This is a genomic window from Candidatus Poriferisodalis sp., assembly GCF_965219595.1.
In the GTDB taxonomy this organism is placed as follows: domain Bacteria; phylum Actinomycetota; class Acidimicrobiia; order Acidimicrobiales; family Poriferisodalaceae; genus Poriferisodalis.
Genome location: NZ_OZ244781.1, coordinates 2,749,454 through 2,766,258, shown reverse-complemented (window position 1 = coordinate 2,766,258; position 16,805 = coordinate 2,749,454). Strand labels below are relative to the sequence as shown.

The window sequence follows — 16,805 nt, the reverse complement described above, 5'->3', positions numbered from 1 at the left end:
ACGCTGGGCCGATGGCAGGCGCACGCGCCCGGCTGGCGGCCGACATCGGCGGCACGTTCACCGACATCGCGCTGGAGGTTGACGGCACAGGCGGCGGCGCGCCGCTTCTGCACACCGCCAAAGTGCTGACGACGCAGGACGCGCCGGCCGACGCCGTGCTCGACGGCGTCGAGCGGGTGCTGCGCGAAGCAGGCATCGCGCCCGCAGAAGTGGGCGTGTTCATCCACGGCACCACTCTGGCCACGAATGCCCTCATCGAGCGCCGGGGCGCACGCACGGCACTGCTGACCACGCAGGGCATCCGCGACTCGGTCGAGATGGCCCACGAGAACCGGTTCGAGCAGTACGACCTGTACATGCGCCGGCCCGAACCGCTGGTGCCGCGCAACCACCGCATCGGCATACCCGAGCGGCTCGCCGCCGACGGCACTGTGCTGTTGCCACTCGACGAGAACGCTGTGCGGGCCGCAGCAGCGTCACTGGCGGCCGACGGCGTGACCAGCGTCGCCGTCGGCTACCTGCACTCGTATCTCGATGCCCGCCATGAGGAGCGCACCGCCGAGATCCTGGCCGAGTGCTGGCCCGAGGCGACCGTGACCATGTCCAGCGAAGTCTGCCCAGAGATCCGGGAATACGAACGCTTCTCCACCGCGTGCGCCAACGCCTACATCGCACCGCTCGTGCGGCAGTACCTGACCGATCTCGATGCGCGGCTCACAGCGCTGGGCTTGGGCTGCGAGCTCTTCCTCATGACCTCCGGCGGTGGGTTGGGGACGCTCGCCGAGGCGCTGCGCTTCCCGGTGCGGCTGATCGAGAGCGGGCCTGCGGGCGGCGCACTGCTCGCCTCGGGGATCGCCCGCGGCCTCGGCTGTGAACGAGCCCTCAGCTTCGACATGGGTGGCACCACGGCGAAACTGTGCATCGTCGAGAGCGGTCACCCCCGCACGAGCCGGGAGTTCGAGGTCGGCCGCGAGTATCGCTTCCTGGCCGGCAGCGGGCTCCCGCTGCGCCTGCCGGTGATCGAGATGGTCGAGATCGGCGCCGGCGGCGGATCCATCGCCAGCCTCGACGCGCTCGGGCGCATCACCGTCGGTCCGGCCAGCGCAGGTTCTGAGCCCGGTCCTGCTGCTTACGGGCGCGGCGGGATCGAGCCAACCGTGACCGATGCCGATGCGGTGCTGGGCCGGCTGGCACCGGAGCGGTTCGCCGGCGGCACGCTCACCTTCGACGTCGACGCCGCCGCCAAGGCCGTGGGCACCGCGCTGGCGGAGCCATCGGGCCTGCAGACGACGATCTCCGCCATCGGCATCTCCGAGGTCGTCGACGAGAACATGGCTAACGCCGGTCGCGTTCACGCCGCAGACCAAGGCTGCGACATCAGCAGCGGCACGCTTATCGCCTTCGGCGGCGCGGCGCCGCTGCACGCCGCGCGGGTGGCCGCCAAGCTCGGCATCGACGACATCGTGGTGCCTGCGGGCGCAGGTGTGGGATCGGCCATCGGCTTTCTGGCGGCGCCGGTGGCCCACGAGTCGGTCCGTACCCGCCATGCCCGCGTGAGCGAACTGACAGCAGCCGACCTGGCAGGGCTGCTCCGCGAGATGGCCGCCGAGTCGAACACGATCGTGGATGCTGCCGCGCCCGGCGCCGAGACAGCCACGCACGTGCGAGCCCTGATGCGCTACCGCGGTCAAGGCCATGAGATCACCGTCGACGTCGACGCCGCAGCGCTGCTCGCCGACCGCATCGACAGCCTGAGCGACGCTGAGGTGCGCAACCAGTTGCGTACCGCGTTCACGAAGGCCTACCAGCAGCTCTACACGCGCCACATCGGCAACCTCGAGATCGAAGTGCTGAGCTGGCTGCTGGAAGTGCGTACCCCGCAGGCCCCCGCCATTTCGCTGCATCCAACCGTCGCCTCCGAACCGGTTGCCTCCGACGAGACTGCACTTGTCACCGACACCGCAACCGGCCGGGCCATCCCCCATGCGGTCTTCGAGCGCGGCTCCCTCACCGAAGGCGCGTGGCTGGCAGGGCCCGCCTTGATCACCGAGGACCAGACCACGACCTTGGTCCCCGATGGAGCGGTGGCAACGGTCACAGCAGGTGGGCACTTGCGACTCACCGGCGTCACTGCGCCGCAGCACCCGCATGCGTCAGCCGGGACGGAACTGCGCGACGACACGGGTCGACAGGGCGCGCAGGCAGCGGCCGATGCTGCGGCAAACCTCGACGCAGTGCGACTGGGCGTCCAGTGGAATCGCCTCATCTCGGTGACCGAGGAACAGGCACGGGCGCTCGTACGTGCTGCCTTCAGCACGTCCACCCGAGAGGCCGGCGACCTGTCGGCGGGCATCTTCGACCCCCAGGGGCGGATGCTCGCCCAGTCGGTCACCGGAACGCCCGGCCACGTCAACTCGATGGCCTACTCGGTGCTGCACTTCCTGGATCGCTACCCGGCGTCGGAGATGCGTCCGGGAGACATCTTCCTCACCAACGACCCGTGGAAGGGCACCGGCCACCTGTTCGACATCGTGGTGGTCACGCCGGCGTTCCTGCGCGGCGAGCTGGTGGCGCTGTTCGCCTGCACGAGCCACGTGGTGGACATCGGCGGCGCCGGATTCACCACCGACTCGAAGGAGGTGTACCACGAGGGCCTGTACCTGCCGATCCTGAAGTTCGCCACCGACGGCGTGTTCGACCCGAACGTGGTGGCGATCATCGAGGCCAACGTCCGCGACCCGGTGCAGGTGATCGGCGACATCCACTCGCTGGCTGCCTGCAACGAGACCGGCGCCGCCCGCCTCATCTCGATGATGGACGAGTACGCCATGGTCAACTTGGATGAGCTGGCCGAGCACATCATCACGTCGTCGCACCGGGCCATGCTCGAGGCGATCGGCGAGCTGCCCGAGGGCACGTGGAACTCGACGATGCGCGTCGACGGCATGGAGCAACCGATCGACATCGTGTGCTCGCTGACGGTCGGCGACGACGGCATCGACGTGGACTTCGCCGGCACAGGGCCTCAGTCGAGCTGGGGCATCAACGTGCCGATGGCCTACACCGACGCCTACACGTCATTCGGCGTGCGCTGCATCATCGGCCCCGACATCCCCAACAACACGGGCTCGCTCGACGCCGTGCAGGTGCGAGCCCCCGAAGGCTGCATCCTCAATGCGCCCCACCCCGCAGCGGTCAACGTGCGTCACGTCATGGGCCAGCTGCTCCCCGATGCCGTGTTCGGCTGCTTGAGCCAGGTAGTGCCCGAGCGGGTGCCGGCGGAGGGCACGTCGTCGTTGTGGAACCTGCTCGGCACGGGCATGTGGGAGCCCGACACCGGCGTCGGCGCGACGAATCGCTCCCGAACGACGGTCGGGCAATCGGGCGACGAGTCCGACCGCCGCAAGCTGGAGCGGTACATTCTGATGAGCTTCCACTCGGGCGGTGCCGGCGCCCGCCCGCAGGCGGACGGACTGTCGGCAACGGCCTTCCCGAGCGGCGTGCGCAACATGCCGGTGGAGGTGAACGAGATCGGCTCGCCGCTCGTGTTCTGGCGCAAGGAGTTCCGCAGCGATTCCGGCGGGCAGGGCAAGTACCGGGGCGGGCTCGGCCAAGTCATCGAGCTGGAGAACCGTCAAGGGCGCGACTTCTCCATCAGCGCGACCTACGAGCGAACTGTGTACCCGGCGCGCGGCCGGCACGGCGGCGGACCCGGCGCGCTGGGACGACTCTCACTCGACGACGGCACCGAGGTCCGCGCCAAAGGGCGTTCGGTGATTTTCGGCGACCGCCGGCTGATCGTGGAATTCCCGGGTGGCGGCGGCTACGGCGACCCCGCTGAGCGAGACCCCGAAGCGGTGACGCGTGACCGTCAGCTCGAATTCACTTCGCCGGCGCAAACTCCGGCGCAATAATCCCCCTGTGGCGCGGAGGCCAGGAGCGCTCCCGCCCATTCGACTCCAGCCGAAGGCACCCTCACATGAACGCATCAGCCGATACCAGCACCGCCGCCAGGCACGAAGACACCAATGAAGCGCTCCACCGCAGCACCGGCGAGCTAGCAGCGGCGCTGCCCCACATTCGCGAGGCGCCCGGCAGCACCGGCACGATCGAGCTCATCGTTCGCCGCCCTGGCGAAGATGCCCGCGAAGTGCTCGACGTGGCCGAGATCAACGATGCCGAAGGCGTTGCGGGCGACACGTGGAACCAGCGAGGCTCACCGTCCTCAGTCGATGGCGGACCGCACCCGGATGCCCAGATCACCATCATGAGCGCTCGTGCGGCGGCCGCCGTCATCGGACCGGTCGAACGCTGGCCGCTCGCGGGCGACCAGATCTACGCCGACCTCGACATCAGCCACGAAACGCTGCCCGCCGGTGCCCAGCTGAGACTCGGCGACGCGATCCTGGAGGTCACGGCCAAACCGCACCGAGGCTGTGCCAAGTTCGCCGCCCGATTCGGCCGCGACGCCCTGCGTTTCGTGAACACCGGCGAGGGCCGCGACCTGCGCATGCGGGGCGTCAACTGCCGCGTCATCCAGCCCGGCACCGTCCGCCCCGGCGACCCCATCACCCGCCTCTGACCCGACGCCGTTCGACGGCAGGAACTTTGCGGTACCGGCGCGCCACAGCGCGTCGTGGGGATCAGCGTTTCACGAATTAGTCTAGTCACTAGACTAAGTTCATAAGCGTCGTTGCGGCGAAAATAACTTGCTAAGGCTGAGATAACATGAAATCGTCATCAATGGTGAATGTGCACGAGGCGAAGACACATCTGTCGAAGCTGCTCAGCCGAGTCGAGGCCGGTGAGGAGATCGTGATTGCGCGGGCGGGCAAGCCCTGCGCCCGTCTTGTGCCGTACGAGGAGAGGCGGCCGAGTCGCCGCATAGGACTGTTCCGCGGCATCGAGGTGCCACCAGAGTTCTTCGATCCCCTCCCCGATGACGAACTCGCAGCATGGGAGGGAGGATGAACGAGCTCCTGCTGGACACCCACGCCCTGCTGTGGTGTTTGGGAGACGACCCGGCGCTCTCTGCCGGAGCTCGGGCCGCAGTCTTGGACCCCGAGGCGAGGATTCTCGTGAGCGCTGCGAGTGCGTGGGAGATTGCGACCAAACACCGCTTGGGTCGGCTCGACGATCTGGGGATCTTCGCGTCGCGACTCGATCAGTTGGTTCTGGCGGCTGACTACAACCGACTGCCAATCACCTTCACGCATGCTCAGCGCGCCGGAAGTTACGCAACGGCGCACAAGGATCCATTCGACCGGATGCTGGCGGCGCAGGCCGAGATCGAGTCGTTGACACTCGTCACGAGAGACCCGGCATTTGAGGAGTTCCCCGTCGCCACGCTCTGGTGAGGCGGGGAGCAACAGCCGTCTTCAGCGAAGAATCAGCTCGGTGTCGGCAATGGGGCGGTGGCGGGGACCTGTGAGGGGCGGCTGAAGACCTCGTCGAGCAGGGGGCGGAAGTCTTCCGCTGCAAGGTTGGGGTACTTCGGGTCGAAGCAGTTCTGGTCGTAGTTCTCGCAGAAGTCCACGCAGGCGTCGTAGTGGGGCGAGCTCTGATACTGCTCGCGGGCATCGCGATCGCCACCGAGGTGGTGAAAGTAGTAGTAGCCCTGAAACAGGCCGTGATGAGCGATCACCCAGTGGGTGCCCTCGTCGACGTACGGCTGAAGCACGGCGGCGCCGGCGGCACTGTGATTCTCGGGCGCGAATGCGTCGCCGATGTCATGCAGCAGGGCCGCCGCCACGAGGTCGGTCGATTCGCCGTTCCGCAATGCCCGGGATGCCGACTGCAGGGAATGGTCGTAGCGGTCGATCGGGTACCCCAGCGTGGGTCCCCGCAGACATTTCAGGATGTTCAGCAGGTTGTCGACCAGTCCCTCGCGGACGTGCGCGTAGTGCTGGCTGTCCAGGAACGCGTAGTCCTCAGCGGTGCCGTGCTCCATTGCCGTCCAGGACACGATGCGGTCAGTGTCCGGACTGCTCATGTCAATCCGATCCGTCAGCCCTTCACAGGTGTGCGCCAACCGAAGGGGTCGGGCGCAGCACCGACCTGGATGTCGACGAGCGCCTGGCGCAGCCGCATCGTGTTGCGGCCCGGCTGGCCGTCGCCCACGCTGAGCGTCTTGCCCTCGTACAGGATCGTGCCGACCGGCGCGAGCACCGCCGCTGTTCCCGACAGGAACGCTTCGCCGCGCTCAGCCCAGTCGACCAGCTCCTCGGGGTCGATCGAACGCTCCTCGACCTCGTAGCCCAAGGACGCAGCCAGCTCGATCACCGACGACCGGGTGACACCGTGCAGGAACGACTCGTCGAGGTGGCGGGTCACCACCCGCTCGTCGTCGGCCAGGAAGAAGTTGGACGCCCCGGTCTCGGTGATGTCGCCGCCGGTGGCGAACAGCATCTGGTCAATGGCCTCGTTGCCGGCCATGGCATCCAGCGTGGGCGCCAGTGCCATCGCGTAGTTCCCGCCGCACTTCACCATGCCGAACTGCGGGACAGTGCGGGGAATGTCGGTCTCCACCAGCAAGGTCAGCGGCCGAACGCCGCCCTTGAAGTAGTCGCCGACCGGGCAATTGACGACATAGAGCAACGCGCTGCGCGTCGGACGGGCCGCAGCGCCGATATCGGGCTCGGTGCCGATGAGCGTCGGGCGGATGTAGAGCGAGCCGGGCGGGTCGGGCACCTCGCCCGCGTTCGCCTCCACTGCGTCCACGCACATCTGATGCAGGACATCACCGTCGATGGCGGGCAGCCGCAGCCGTTGTGCGCTGGACACCATGCGTTCCACATGCCGGTCCAGCCGGAAGATCGCCAGCGACCCGTCCACCTGGCGGTGTGCCTTGAGCCCTTCGAAGATGGCGCTGCCGTAGTGCAGTACGTGCGCCGCGGGGCTGATCGTGAAGTCGCCGAATGGCTCAGCTCCCCCGCCGTAGACGTACGGGCCGTCGTCGGCGCGGGCGGTGGTCATCCAGTCACAGAAGATGGTCCCGAAGGGGACCGTAAACGGGTCGGGCTTGTCAGTCACCGGCGCTCCATGGGGATGGCTTGGGCGTTGCAGTCGTCCAAGACATTCGCAGCGTATCGCCGGGCCCTGTCCGCATCGGGGAGAATTCGGCGCCGAATCGCCTGTGGCACGCACCGGCCCGGTCCGGCAGGGCCGTCGTTGCGTACGCTGCGGCCCATGACAACCCAGGACCAGAGCCAGATCACCGAGTCGGTCCGACTCGAGCGCCGCGACGACGTGGCGTTGCTCATCGTGAACAACCCGCCCGTCAACGCGCTGAGCTACCACGTGCGCCAAGGCCTCATCGACGGCATGGCAGCCGCCGAGGCCAGCGACGCAACAGCCATCGTGCTCATCTGCGACGGGCGGACCTTCATCGCCGGTGCAGACATCACCGAGTTCTCCCAGCCGCCCAAGCCCCCCGCCCTCGTGCCCGGTCAGGAGGCCATGGAGAACTGCAGCAAGCCAGTGGTGGCTGCGATCCACGGCACTGCGCTCGGCGGCGGGCTGGAGGTCGCGCTGTGCGCGCACTTCCGGGTCGCCATCAGCACAGCCCAGTTCGGCCTGCCCGAGGTGAAGCTGGGCCTGCTGCCCGGCGGCGGCGGCACGCAGCGCCTGCCGCGCATCACCGGCCCGCAGCGGGCGCTCGAGATGATGGTCAGTGGCGACCCGATCGGCGCCTCTGAGGCCCTGGAATGCGGCCTGATCAACGAGATCGTGGGCGACTCGCTGGCCGATCTCGAGGCCGGAGCGGTGGCATTCGCCCGCCGAGCTGTGGCAGAAGGCATGCCCCGCCCGCGCATCCGCGATCGCAACGATCGCCTCGAAGGCTTCGGTGCCGAGCAGTTCGCGGCCTTCCGGGCCTCGATCGCCCGCCGGACGCGCGGCTTCGAAGCACCTGACTGCATCGTGCGCTGCGTGGAAGCAGCCGTCGAGACCGGCGCCAGCGGCGACTTCGAGGCCGGGCTCGCCGCCGAGCAGCGCATCTTCGGCGAGCTGATGGGCAGCTCGCAGGCCAACGCGCAGCAGTACTACTTCTTTGCTGAGCGAGCTGCGCAGAAGGTGCCCGACGTTCCCCGCGACACGCCGCCCGTCGACATTGCGCGGGTCGGCATCCTGGGCGCGGGCACGATGGGCGGCGGCATCGCGATGAACTTCGCCAACATCGGTATTCCTGTCACCCTCGTGGAGCGTGACGAGGCCAGCCTCGAGCGAGGCCTCGGCGTGGTGCGGCGCAACTACGAGCGCACTGCGGCGCGAGGCGGCATCTCCTCAGACGACGTGCAGACCCGCATGGACCTGCTCCAGGGCTCCACCGACATGGGCGACTTCGCCGACTGCGACCTGATGATCGAGGCCGTCTTCGAGAACATGGCGCTCAAGAAGGACGTGTTCTCCCAGCTCGACGGCATCTGCAAGCCGGGTGCGGTGCTCGCCACCAACACCTCCGCGCTGGATGTGAACGAGATCGCCTCGGCCACGTCACGGCCTGAGGCCGTCATCGGCATGCACTTCTTCTCCCCCGCCAACGTCATGCGGATGCTTGAAGTGGTGCGCGGCGATGCCACCTCGCACACGGCCATCACCACCGCCATGTCGATCGGCAAGCGCATCGGCAAGACACCGGTGCTGTGCGGTGTCTGCTACGGCTTCATCGGCAACCGGATGCTGTTCATGCGGGGCATCGAGGCCGAGAAGATGCTGCTGGAGGGCGCCACGCCTGCCCAGATCGACAAGGTCGTGTACGGCTTCGGCTTCCCCATGGGGCCGTTTGCCATGAGCGATCTGGCCGGTCTCGACGTGGGCTGGAACGAGGACACGTCGTCGAGCTCGACGGTGCGCGAGGTGCTGTGCGAGTCGGGTCGCCGGGGCCAGAAGAACGGCCGCGGCTACTACATCTACGACCCCGACACCCGGGCCTCGACGCCCGACCCGGAGGTCGAGCAGATGATCCGCGACTTCGCCGCTGAGCGGGGAGCGGTGCTGCGCGATGTCACCGATCAGGAGATCCTCGAACGCTGCCTGTACCCGATGGTCAACGAGGGCGCCAAGATCCTCGACGAGGGCATCGCTCTGCGGGGCAGCGACGTCGACGTCACCTGGATCAATGGTTACGGCTGGCCGATGTACACCGGCGGGCCCATGTACTGGGCCGACGAGATCGGGCTCGGCGAGGTGCTGGGCCGCATCCGCCATTACGACGAGACGCTGGGTGGCGATCATTGGACACCCAGCCCGCTGCTGGAACGGTTGGCAGCCGAGGGCGGTTCGCTGGCCCGCCACCAGAGCTGACGGCAGAGCCCGGCGGCCGGCAGTGGCGGCAAGAATTGCCTGCGACCAGAATCAATGGCGGGGCTGCCCGAGGGAGACATCCAGTGCTGACGTTCGAGCCCATTCATCCCGACTTCGGCGCCAAGGTCGGCGGCATCGACCTGTCGAAGCCGCTCGACGGCGCGGCGGTTGCGGAGCTGCACGACGCCGTCGACACCTACTCGCTGCTGCATTTCCCGGACCAGCAGATGTCCGATGAAGCGCAGCTTGCGCTTACCCGCACCCTCGGCGAACCCGAGCCGAACCATGTGGTGTTCGGCAAGACGGGCAAGGTCGAGTACTTCGGCACGATCGGCAACGTCATCGACGCCGACACCAAGCGGGACGAGTCACACCCGCTGACCCACAACCAGAAGGGCAACAACCTCTGGCACTCGGATTCGTCATTCCGGCTCGTGCCGTCGTACGTGTCGATCCTGTGCGCCTACGAGGTGCCCGGCGAGGGCGGTGAGACGCTGTATGCGAGCCAGCGGGCCGCGTACGCCAGGCTCAGCCCCGAGCGCCAGTCCGAGATCGACGACCTGGTGGTGCTGCACGATTACGTGTTCAGCCGGACCAAGGTCGCCCCGGTCGATCCGAATCACGCCGCATCACTCCCGCCGATCCCCCAGCGGCTCGTGCGCACCAACCCTGGCAACGGCCTGAGGAACTACTACGCCGGCTCGCATGCCCGGTCGATCGTCGGCTGGCATGGCATCGACAGCCGCCGGCTCATCGACGAGCTGAACGAGGCCGCTACCCGTCCCGAAGACGAGTACGCACATCGCTGGAGCCCGGGCGACACGGTCATCTACGACAATCGCTGCCTGCTGCACCGCGGTGCCGGCTACGACGCCGACCGCTGGCGCCGCTACATGCGCCAGACCCGCGTGCAAGGCACCGGCCCCACCCTCGACGAATAGCGCCGCAAGAGACTGAGTGTGGGCAGCTCATGGAGCTGGGTGCACCGTCAGGGGTCGATGTTCCGAGCTGGACTACGACGCGGAGAGGTATGCGTCGAGCGCATCCCGAATGACTTGGCTCTCAGTCACGTCCTGGGCTGCAGCCTGCTCCTGGATGCGACGCTTGTAGCTCGGCGGTGCTCGGAACGTGTACACCTCGGCTCTCGCCTCGCCTAGGCGCGGGGAGCGTCGGCGGGTCTTGCGAATCGCTGTCAGCTCGGCGGGCTCGAATTCCCGGTTCTCAAAGTCGGCAGCAATCGCGTCGATCTCGTCGTCGGTCAAGCTGCTGCGCACCTTGCTGGTGTCGGTTTCGTCGCTCATAGATGTTCTTTGGTGAGATAGGCACGGAATGTCGGTCGTAGCGGCATGGCGTGGATGATGAGGTCGGCGTCTTCGGCTTGCAGGTACAGAACTTCGAGCAGGTTTCCCGCCCGGTCGGGTCCGATGCAGAGACTCTTGATCGGCTCATGTTCGATGTCGATGTCAAAGAAGCCCATGGCGTTGTCCCAAGCGTGACGGATCTCGTCGTCGGTCAGGCCATGGCGGTAGGCCGACTCATGGATCCACACTCCTTAAACGTAACACGTTTAAGACACATACATCTCAGCGCGGCGCGGACGCTGCCGCAGATGCCTTCCCTGGTTTCAACCGCACTGTGATGCCGCTGCCCATGGGTTGGGATGTTGCCTGTGCTCGACGTCACCTAGATGCCCTGCCCGTTCGCCCATTCGTGACGCAAAGCGCAAGACTGACATGCATCAACGCGAGACACAGGGACCTCGAGCGTCGGCGCACTAGACGGCGCGGTTCGCTGAGGCGCTTGCATCACGCCTAGGTCACTCTTCGACGAGAGTCCAGATTCGCTTGAGTGGCAGTTCGGCCTGCACTGCCTTGTCGAGCTTGTCGTAGTTGCGGAACAGGGCATCGATCAAGTCATCTGCGGCCCAGACTCGAACCCTGAAGAACTGGCTGCGCATCTCTCTGCGTGCCGGTTGGGTGACTCCCCCCAATGCAACCAATAGGCCTTGATCCGCCCCCTGGCGTCCAACTACACCCTCGAGTGCGCGCACGACATTGACGTCGACGGGTGAGGGGCTGGATTTGACCTGCACAATGACGCGTGGGCTGTCGAGGCCGAGCGGCCCTTGTCCCGCGAATACGTCGATGCCGCCGTCTGGACCGGGTGGAGCAGTATCTACAGTAAAGCCCTCGGCCTCGAGGAGCTTCGCCACTAGCTGTGACAGCCTGTGACCAGCGAAATTCTCTTCGATGTAACGGTGTATCCGGTCCTTGCCGACTCGTTCGAGGTCGGTGTCAGGCCCCGTCGATTCCGATTCACCATCGTCGATCTGTTTCCCGGCCGCGGCACCACCTTCGCGTTCCGTCGTTTCGCCCGCCGACCGCGCACCCGGATCGACCCCGGTCTCGAGAAGCTGATGGAGCCGCCACTGCCCATCATTTCTGGTGATTGTGCAGATGGTTAACGCTGAACCCAGCGAATACAGCAGATCTTGCTTAACCGCGGTGCGAGGCACATCCGTTCGCTGCCAATCCACGGACACGACGTGCCGCCAGCCTGGTTCGTCATCCGCGTTGAACCAGTACGGCCGCGTCACGACTCCGAATGCGATCTGAGAAGTGGACTTAAGCGGCATCACCACCAAGTCGCCGACGCGCACTCTCTCTCGAAGCCTCCAAAGCTGGATTGCCCACGTCGCGACCGACCTCTCGCGGGCGCTCGGCAATTGACCACCCAGGATCCGTTCGAGGTCGGCGCGACTCTCGAAGTTCCTTAGGTCTGGAAGATCGCCTGGGCTTCCCCCGGAATCTGGGAGGCATGCTCTTTGAGGAAAGGGGAGCTGTGCCAGAGACACGAAGAAGGTTCGATCCGGAGTTCCGCGCTGGTGCGGTGAGGATCGTGACAGAGACGGGCAAGCCGATCGCTGTGGTCGCCCGCGATCTTGGGATTCACGCGGGCACGCTGGGCAACTGGGTGAAGGCCGAGCGCGGTGCCGGCGAGGGGGCGCTGGACGCGGACGAGCGGGCCGAGTTGGTTCGGCTTCGGCGCCGTTGCGCTGAGCTGGAGATGGAGCGCGACGTGCTCAAACGATCCGTGGTCCTGTGGGTGAACGAGGCGACAAAGTGACCCTGGCGCGGTTTGTGGCTTCCCAGAGGACCGATCACGGCATCCCTCACGCGGTCGCGTGCCGGGCGCTGGACGTCAGCGAGTCGTGGTTCTACCGGTGGCGGCACGGGTCCCCGTCGGGCATCGAGGCCCGCCGGGCGGAGCTCGACGCTGCGGTGCTGGCCTGCTTCGAGGACTCAGAAGGGACCTACGGGTCCCCCAGGATCCGGGTGCAGCTGCGACGAGCGGGCCGGGCTGTGTCGAAGAAGTCCGTGGAGGCCTCCATGGCCCGCCAGGGCCTGGTCGCACGCCCCACCAAGCGCCGCCGCTCCCGCACAGACGACCGCGACGCCGCCCCCGAGGACCTGATCGGACGCGACTTCACCGCCGACGCGGCCGACCGGCGCTGGGTCGGGGACTTCAAAGAGATCCCCACCGGCGAGGGCAAAGTGCACCTCGCCACGGTCATGGACCTGTTCAGCCGCCGCGTCGTGGGGTTCGCGACCTCGAACTCCTATCCCACAGCCCAGCTCGCCCAGGCCGCCGTCGACATGGCCGTCGCCACCCGAGGCGGCGACGTGACCGGGGTGATCTTCCACACCGACAAAGGCACCCAGTACACCGCCGGCGACTTCGCCCGGGCCTGCGACAGGCTCGGCATCACCCGCTCCACGGGGCGGGTCGGCTGCGCCCTGGACAACGCAGCCGCCGAATCGTTCTTCTCCACCCTCACCCACGAACTCATCCACAAGCGACACTGGGCCACCCGACGCCAAGCCCGCCGAGACATCGCCAGATGGATCACCGACTGGTACAACACACGACGGCTCCACAGCACCCTCGACATGACCAGCCCGACCGACTACGAACAAGCCAACAACCACTGACCAAACCCTCCTAAATTTGGGGGGAAGCCCAGCCCCATCCACAACTGGCCAAACTGTGCTCGAGATTGAAGTCCTCGCGCTCACCGAACTTGCCAGCTCGAATGAGCCAAGCTGTCGGAACTCGTTTGTGTGCGTCGTTCACCACTCGCCTGCTTCCTTCCCGACACGCCATTGACGCAGCAAGCACCTGGCGCACATCACATCGCAATCATGATCGTCCGTGAAGGCTCAGATCGCAACGTGCTCGGAGCGCATTACAGGTCCCGAAGCTGAGCCACTAGAGCTCGCTGTGGTGGTGGGATGTTGGCCGGTTTGGCCTTAACAGGCCGGACCGGGCGGATCTTCGGTGCCTTCACGGTTCCGGTATCGACTTGACTCAGTCCCTACATTCGCACTCGGCCCGGTGGCGACCGTCTCCACGCGCCCAGAAGGGGAACCGCCCTAGGGGCACGCCGGCATGACTGGCAGGGCGTAATCCGCCGCATCAGGCTGCCTTGCCGATGTTGTCGAAGATCGGCTCGAAGTCCGCGTCCCATGTCTCAGAGAGCAGCGGGTTCGCCCCATGCGCAAGCTCGGTCAGGCGGCTGCCAACATCACGGAGGTCGTTCGGCAGGGCGTTCAGTAGCCGTGTCCCGCACGCTGTGTCGTGAATGAGCGGCCCCAACACGGTTTCGAGTTCGTGGGAACTGATGAATGTGGTCGGGACGGACTTGGGCTGAACGATGTCGTCGAAGAAGGGCGTGCCAAGCCAGTAGTAAGGGTCGCGGGTGACGACCAGTCCGCGCACGGCACGCCCCTTGAGACTCGGGAAGCTCTCGTGTCCTTGCTCAAGCAGCTCGGCTGTGGTGGCGATTTGGTCGCACGCCTTCTGGAGTTTGGTGGCGACATCGTTGTCCTGAGGGAACCTGCCCGCGCGAGTGTCGAGCGTGGGAGCGATGGCCTTGGTTTCCACGAGCACGACGACTTCGGGCGTCTCGACTATGTAGTCGACGCTGAGCTTGCCGCCGTCATAGGAGATCTCTGGCGACACGGTGGCGTGCTCAAGGAGTCCGAGTTGCTTGCCGATGTAGTCCTCAAACCGAGCGCCGAGCCGTTTGGTGAATGCTCTGAATGCCTTACTCGGATGCGCTTCGGCCTGCAGCGCGTCGCGGACTATGAAGTGCAGACCTTGCGGTGACAGACGCTGCAAGATCGCCGCCGGGCATGGAACGACGTAGTCGTCGCCGATGGTGACTACCGGCCGTTCGAACAGGGGGTTGAAGCCCCAGAGGTCACCCGGGTCCGCTGACTTCGCGCGACCCATCGACGCGATTTCGTCTGCAGGTGCCGCCAGCCATCGATCGATGACATCAAGACCAGCCTGCGCCGAGTCCGGCGCAAAGATCAGCGCGTAGTCATCGCTCAGCAATTCGGCGCTTCGCGTTTGCGCGTGGAGTAGCTGTGTGAGGGTCACGGCCTGATTGGGAGGGATCCCCCAGAATCGGAGGTGTTCGTAGCCCCGAGTTCTGGAGGATCCCTGTGAGGGTTGACGCTATTCGCGCGTTGCATGTGGTTGTCGGCTTGGGCGCCGGCGTGACGGTGACCGGTGTGAGGGACCGCGACGGCGGTCCGCTCGAGATCGGGGTCGAGCTGGCGGGGCGGCCGTGCTGTGTCGGCTGCGGGGGGCCGGTGTGGGCGCACAGCGCGAGCACGGTGAGGCTGGCTGATCTGCCGGCGTTCGGGCGGCCGGTGCGGCTGGGGTGGCGCAAGCGCCGCTGGCGCTGCCCCGACGGGTCGTGCGCGGTAGGCACGTTCACCGACCAGGACCCCGCAGTCGCGCCGCCCAGGGCGCGGATGACCAGCCGGGCAGCGCGTCACGCGACCCGCCGCGCGGGTGCCGGTCGGGCGGTCAGCGAGATCGCCGCCGAGCTGGGTGCGGGATGGCACACGGTGATGCGGGCAGTGCACCGGTGGGGATCGGCGCTGCTCGATGCCGACTCGGCACGCCTCGACGGGGTAACCGCTTTGGGCCTGGACGAGATTTTGATGTTCCGCCGCGGCCGGTACCGAGAAAAGCACTGGGGCACCACGATCGTGGACACCCGCCGCGGCAGGCTGCTCGACATAGTCGCTGGTCGCAGCGCCGACGGGGCCACCGCATGGATCCGAGCGAGATCGTCGCTATGGCGCAAGCAGATCCGCTGGGGCGTGATGGACCTGTCGGGTCCCTATCGCAAGACGTTCACCGACGCTTTGGCGCACGCCCGCCAGGTCGCTGACCCGTTCCACGTGATCAAGCTCGCCAACTCGGCTATCGACGACGTGCGCCGCCGGGTTCAGAACGAGACCACCGGCGGGCGAGGCACCAAACACGACCCCCTCTACCGGATACGCAGACTGCTGCTCAAAGCGTCCGAGCGAGTCACCGACCGCGGACGAGCCAAGCTGCGGGGCCTGCTCGCAGCCGGCGACCCCCGCGGCGAGGTGCGCGACGCGTGGCACGCGAAGGAGACCCTGCGCGGCGTCTACCGGATCCCAAAACGCAGCGTCGCCGCCGAGACGCTCGACGAGCTCGCCCGCGACCTCCAAGACGACACGTTCTCGGCGGAGCTGAACAAGCTCGGCCGCACCCTGGCCACCTGGCGCACCCAGATCACGAACTGGCACCGGTCGCGTGTGACCAACGGGCCGACCGAAGCAGCGAACAACCTCGCCAAGCTGATCAAGCGGGTGTCGTTCGGGATCACCAACTTCGACCACTACCGCACACGAGTCCTGCTGTATGCAGGCAAGCCCGACTGGACCCTGCTCGACACGCTGACTCCACGCTAAAACACGAAGAGCCAGCAATTCGCTCCGAGACACTCGCCCACCCCTGCTGATGGCGAACGAGTACATCGCGAAGCCGAGGTACAAGAAGCGGGCCAGCGTGGTGCCGAGCATGTCGCACATCTGGTCCTCGTCGAACAGCGCTTCGCCGAATCGCGGATCGGCACCATAGAGACATAGCGAGCGCGCCAACGACTCCATCGGGGAGACCTGAAACGGGAACTGCACATACGAGATGCGCGACACCACCGTCCGCCAGACCGCGTCACTCTGATGCTCGTCTAGCGCGGGTTCCCACAAATTGTGGAATCCGTCGAGCAGGTCCTGCACATCGCGTAGCCGAACCGGTTTGTTGCGATGGTTGTTCCCGCTGGTAACGCAGATGCCGGCCACGGCGAACAGCATTCCCTGCCGGACTTGGGACAGCGCCACCTGCGGCTGGCTCGGCGCCATGCATCGCGTCACCGATACATCCTGCGCGGATTGGAACGCAATCCCCTTCAGCAGTTGATCGCGCGGGAAGCTGCGCACGCGTTGCCGCAAGTCGGCGGGCTTGACCTGGGTGTTTCTCCGATAATGAGGCATGTCGACGCGCTGATCTGGCGGACGGAAATCTCCATATGAACCGTAACGACAGCGCCGTCACCGTCTAGGGCATTTTTTCCGGACTAGCGATTTTCGGCGCGCAGTCCCTGCATTTCC

The 16,805-nt window shown here is 66.5% G+C and carries 15 protein-coding genes; 9 read left to right on the top strand and 6 right to left on the bottom strand.

Translation table 11 applies throughout. From position 1 onward, the window contains the following. Positions 1–11: 11 nt before the first annotated feature. The 4 genes from ACOQPE_RS12285 (at position 12) to ACOQPE_RS12270 (ending at position 5,357) form a co-directional block, all read left to right on the top strand. Positions 12–3,914, top strand: coding sequence for a hydantoinase B/oxoprolinase family protein (locus ACOQPE_RS12285; RefSeq protein ID WP_420609192.1), 3,903 nt, complete (start codon positions 12–14; stop codon positions 3,912–3,914). Between the two features lie 65 nt (positions 3,915–3,979). Continuing rightward, positions 3,980–4,582 carry an MOSC domain-containing protein gene (locus ACOQPE_RS12280; RefSeq protein ID WP_420609191.1) on the top strand — a complete coding sequence of 201 codons (603 nt, stop codon included), beginning with the start codon at positions 3,980–3,982 and terminating at the stop codon, positions 4,580–4,582. A gap of 146 nt (positions 4,583–4,728) precedes the next feature. Next, positions 4,729–4,971: a type II toxin-antitoxin system Phd/YefM family antitoxin gene (locus ACOQPE_RS12275; protein WP_420609190.1), complete on the top strand. Its 243-nt coding sequence runs from the start codon at positions 4,729–4,731 to the stop codon at positions 4,969–4,971. Next, positions 4,968–5,357, top strand: a complete 390-nt coding sequence (locus ACOQPE_RS12270; RefSeq protein WP_420609189.1) for a type II toxin-antitoxin system VapC family toxin — start codon at positions 4,968–4,970, stop codon at positions 5,355–5,357. The genes ACOQPE_RS12275 and ACOQPE_RS12270 overlap by 4 nt, the downstream gene beginning before the upstream one ends. A gap of 32 nt (positions 5,358–5,389) precedes the next feature. Here ACOQPE_RS12270 and ACOQPE_RS12265 read toward each other — a convergent pair whose 3' ends face one another. Together ACOQPE_RS12265 and ACOQPE_RS12260 are read right to left on the bottom strand one after the other, a co-directional pair. Continuing rightward, the gene (locus ACOQPE_RS12265; protein ID WP_420609188.1) at positions 5,390–5,992 is read right to left on the bottom strand and encodes an HD domain-containing protein; all 603 of its coding nucleotides are present in this window, start codon (positions 5,990–5,992) and stop codon (positions 5,390–5,392) included. Positions 5,993–6,006: 14 nt separating this feature from the next. After that, the gene (locus ACOQPE_RS12260) at positions 6,007–7,032 is read right to left on the bottom strand and encodes a branched-chain amino acid aminotransferase (protein WP_420609187.1); all 1,026 of its coding nucleotides are present in this window, start codon (positions 7,030–7,032) and stop codon (positions 6,007–6,009) included. A gap of 156 nt (positions 7,033–7,188) precedes the next feature. Between ACOQPE_RS12260 and ACOQPE_RS12255 the strand changes: the two genes are divergently transcribed. Continuing rightward, a complete protein-coding gene (locus ACOQPE_RS12255) occupies positions 7,189–9,303 on the top strand; it encodes a 3-hydroxyacyl-CoA dehydrogenase NAD-binding domain-containing protein (protein ID WP_420609186.1) in 2,115 nt (704 codons plus the stop codon). A gap of 83 nt (positions 9,304–9,386) precedes the next feature. Further along, positions 9,387–10,244 carry a TauD/TfdA dioxygenase family protein gene (locus tag ACOQPE_RS12250; RefSeq protein ID WP_420609185.1) on the top strand — a complete coding sequence of 286 codons (858 nt, stop codon included), beginning with the start codon at positions 9,387–9,389 and terminating at the stop codon, positions 10,242–10,244. Between the two features lie 72 nt (positions 10,245–10,316). On the opposite strand, the gene ACOQPE_RS12245 is transcribed toward ACOQPE_RS12250, so the two are convergent. The 3 genes from ACOQPE_RS12245 to ACOQPE_RS12235 all read right to left on the bottom strand — a co-directional run bounded on the left by ACOQPE_RS12245 (position 10,317) and on the right by ACOQPE_RS12235 (position 11,962). Continuing rightward, the gene (locus tag ACOQPE_RS12245; RefSeq protein WP_420609184.1) at positions 10,317–10,604 is read right to left on the bottom strand and encodes a ribbon-helix-helix protein, CopG family; all 288 of its coding nucleotides are present in this window, start codon (positions 10,602–10,604) and stop codon (positions 10,317–10,319) included. Next, the gene (locus ACOQPE_RS12240; protein WP_420609183.1) at positions 10,601–10,852 is read right to left on the bottom strand and encodes a hypothetical protein; all 252 of its coding nucleotides are present in this window, start codon (positions 10,850–10,852) and stop codon (positions 10,601–10,603) included. Before ACOQPE_RS12240 ends, ACOQPE_RS12245 begins: the two co-directional genes overlap by 4 nt. Positions 10,853–11,119: 267 nt before the next feature. Next, on the bottom strand, positions 11,120–11,962 hold the full coding sequence (locus tag ACOQPE_RS12235; RefSeq protein ID WP_420609182.1) for a restriction endonuclease: 843 nt from the start codon (positions 11,960–11,962) through the stop codon (positions 11,120–11,122). A 158-nt stretch (positions 11,963–12,120) separates the two neighbouring features. On the opposite strand from ACOQPE_RS12235, the gene ACOQPE_RS12230 reads away from it, so the two are divergent. Continuing rightward, the gene (locus ACOQPE_RS12230; protein WP_420609181.1) at positions 12,121–12,429 is read left to right on the top strand and encodes a transposase; all 309 of its coding nucleotides are present in this window, start codon (positions 12,121–12,123) and stop codon (positions 12,427–12,429) included. Beyond that, entirely contained in the window at positions 12,426–13,295 is an 870-nt protein-coding gene (locus ACOQPE_RS12225) for an IS3 family transposase (protein WP_420609180.1), read from the top strand. Before ACOQPE_RS12230 ends, ACOQPE_RS12225 begins: the two co-directional genes overlap by 4 nt. A gap of 484 nt (positions 13,296–13,779) precedes the next feature. Here ACOQPE_RS12225 and ACOQPE_RS12220 read toward each other — a convergent pair whose 3' ends face one another. Further along, a complete protein-coding gene (locus ACOQPE_RS12220) occupies positions 13,780–14,703 on the bottom strand; it encodes a hypothetical protein (RefSeq protein WP_420609179.1) in 924 nt (307 codons plus the stop codon). Positions 14,704–14,813: 110 nt separating this feature from the next. Here ACOQPE_RS12220 and ACOQPE_RS12215 point away from each other — a divergent pair, with 110 nt between their 5' ends. Then, positions 14,814–16,106, top strand: coding sequence for an ISL3 family transposase (locus ACOQPE_RS12215; RefSeq protein ID WP_420608456.1), 1,293 nt, complete (start codon positions 14,814–14,816; stop codon positions 16,104–16,106). Positions 16,107–16,805: the final 699 nt, after the last annotated feature.

What these genes read in the sequence shown, in the direction of transcription:
- ACOQPE_RS12275 (WP_420609190.1), top strand. Translation starts at nt 4,729, where the DNA reads ATGAAATCGTCATCAATGGTGAATGTGCACGAGGCGAAGACACATCTG.
- ACOQPE_RS12255 (WP_420609186.1), top strand. Translation starts at nt 7,189, where the DNA reads ATGACAACCCAGGACCAGAGCCAGATCACCGAGTCGGTCCGACTCGAG.
- ACOQPE_RS12270 (WP_420609189.1), top strand. Translation starts at nt 4,968, where the DNA reads ATGAACGAGCTCCTGCTGGACACCCACGCCCTGCTGTGGTGTTTGGGA.
- ACOQPE_RS12285 (WP_420609192.1), top strand. Translation starts at nt 12, where the DNA reads ATGGCAGGCGCACGCGCCCGGCTGGCGGCCGACATCGGCGGCACGTTC.
- ACOQPE_RS12245 (WP_420609184.1), bottom strand. Translation starts at nt 10,604, where the DNA reads ATGAGCGACGAAACCGACACCAGCAAGGTGCGCAGCAGCTTGACCGAC.
- ACOQPE_RS12280 (WP_420609191.1), top strand. Translation starts at nt 3,980, where the DNA reads ATGAACGCATCAGCCGATACCAGCACCGCCGCCAGGCACGAAGACACC.
- ACOQPE_RS12230 (WP_420609181.1), top strand. Translation starts at nt 12,121, where the DNA reads ATGCTCTTTGAGGAAAGGGGAGCTGTGCCAGAGACACGAAGAAGGTTC.
- ACOQPE_RS12265 (WP_420609188.1), bottom strand. Translation starts at nt 5,992, where the DNA reads ATGAGCAGTCCGGACACTGACCGCATCGTGTCCTGGACGGCAATGGAG.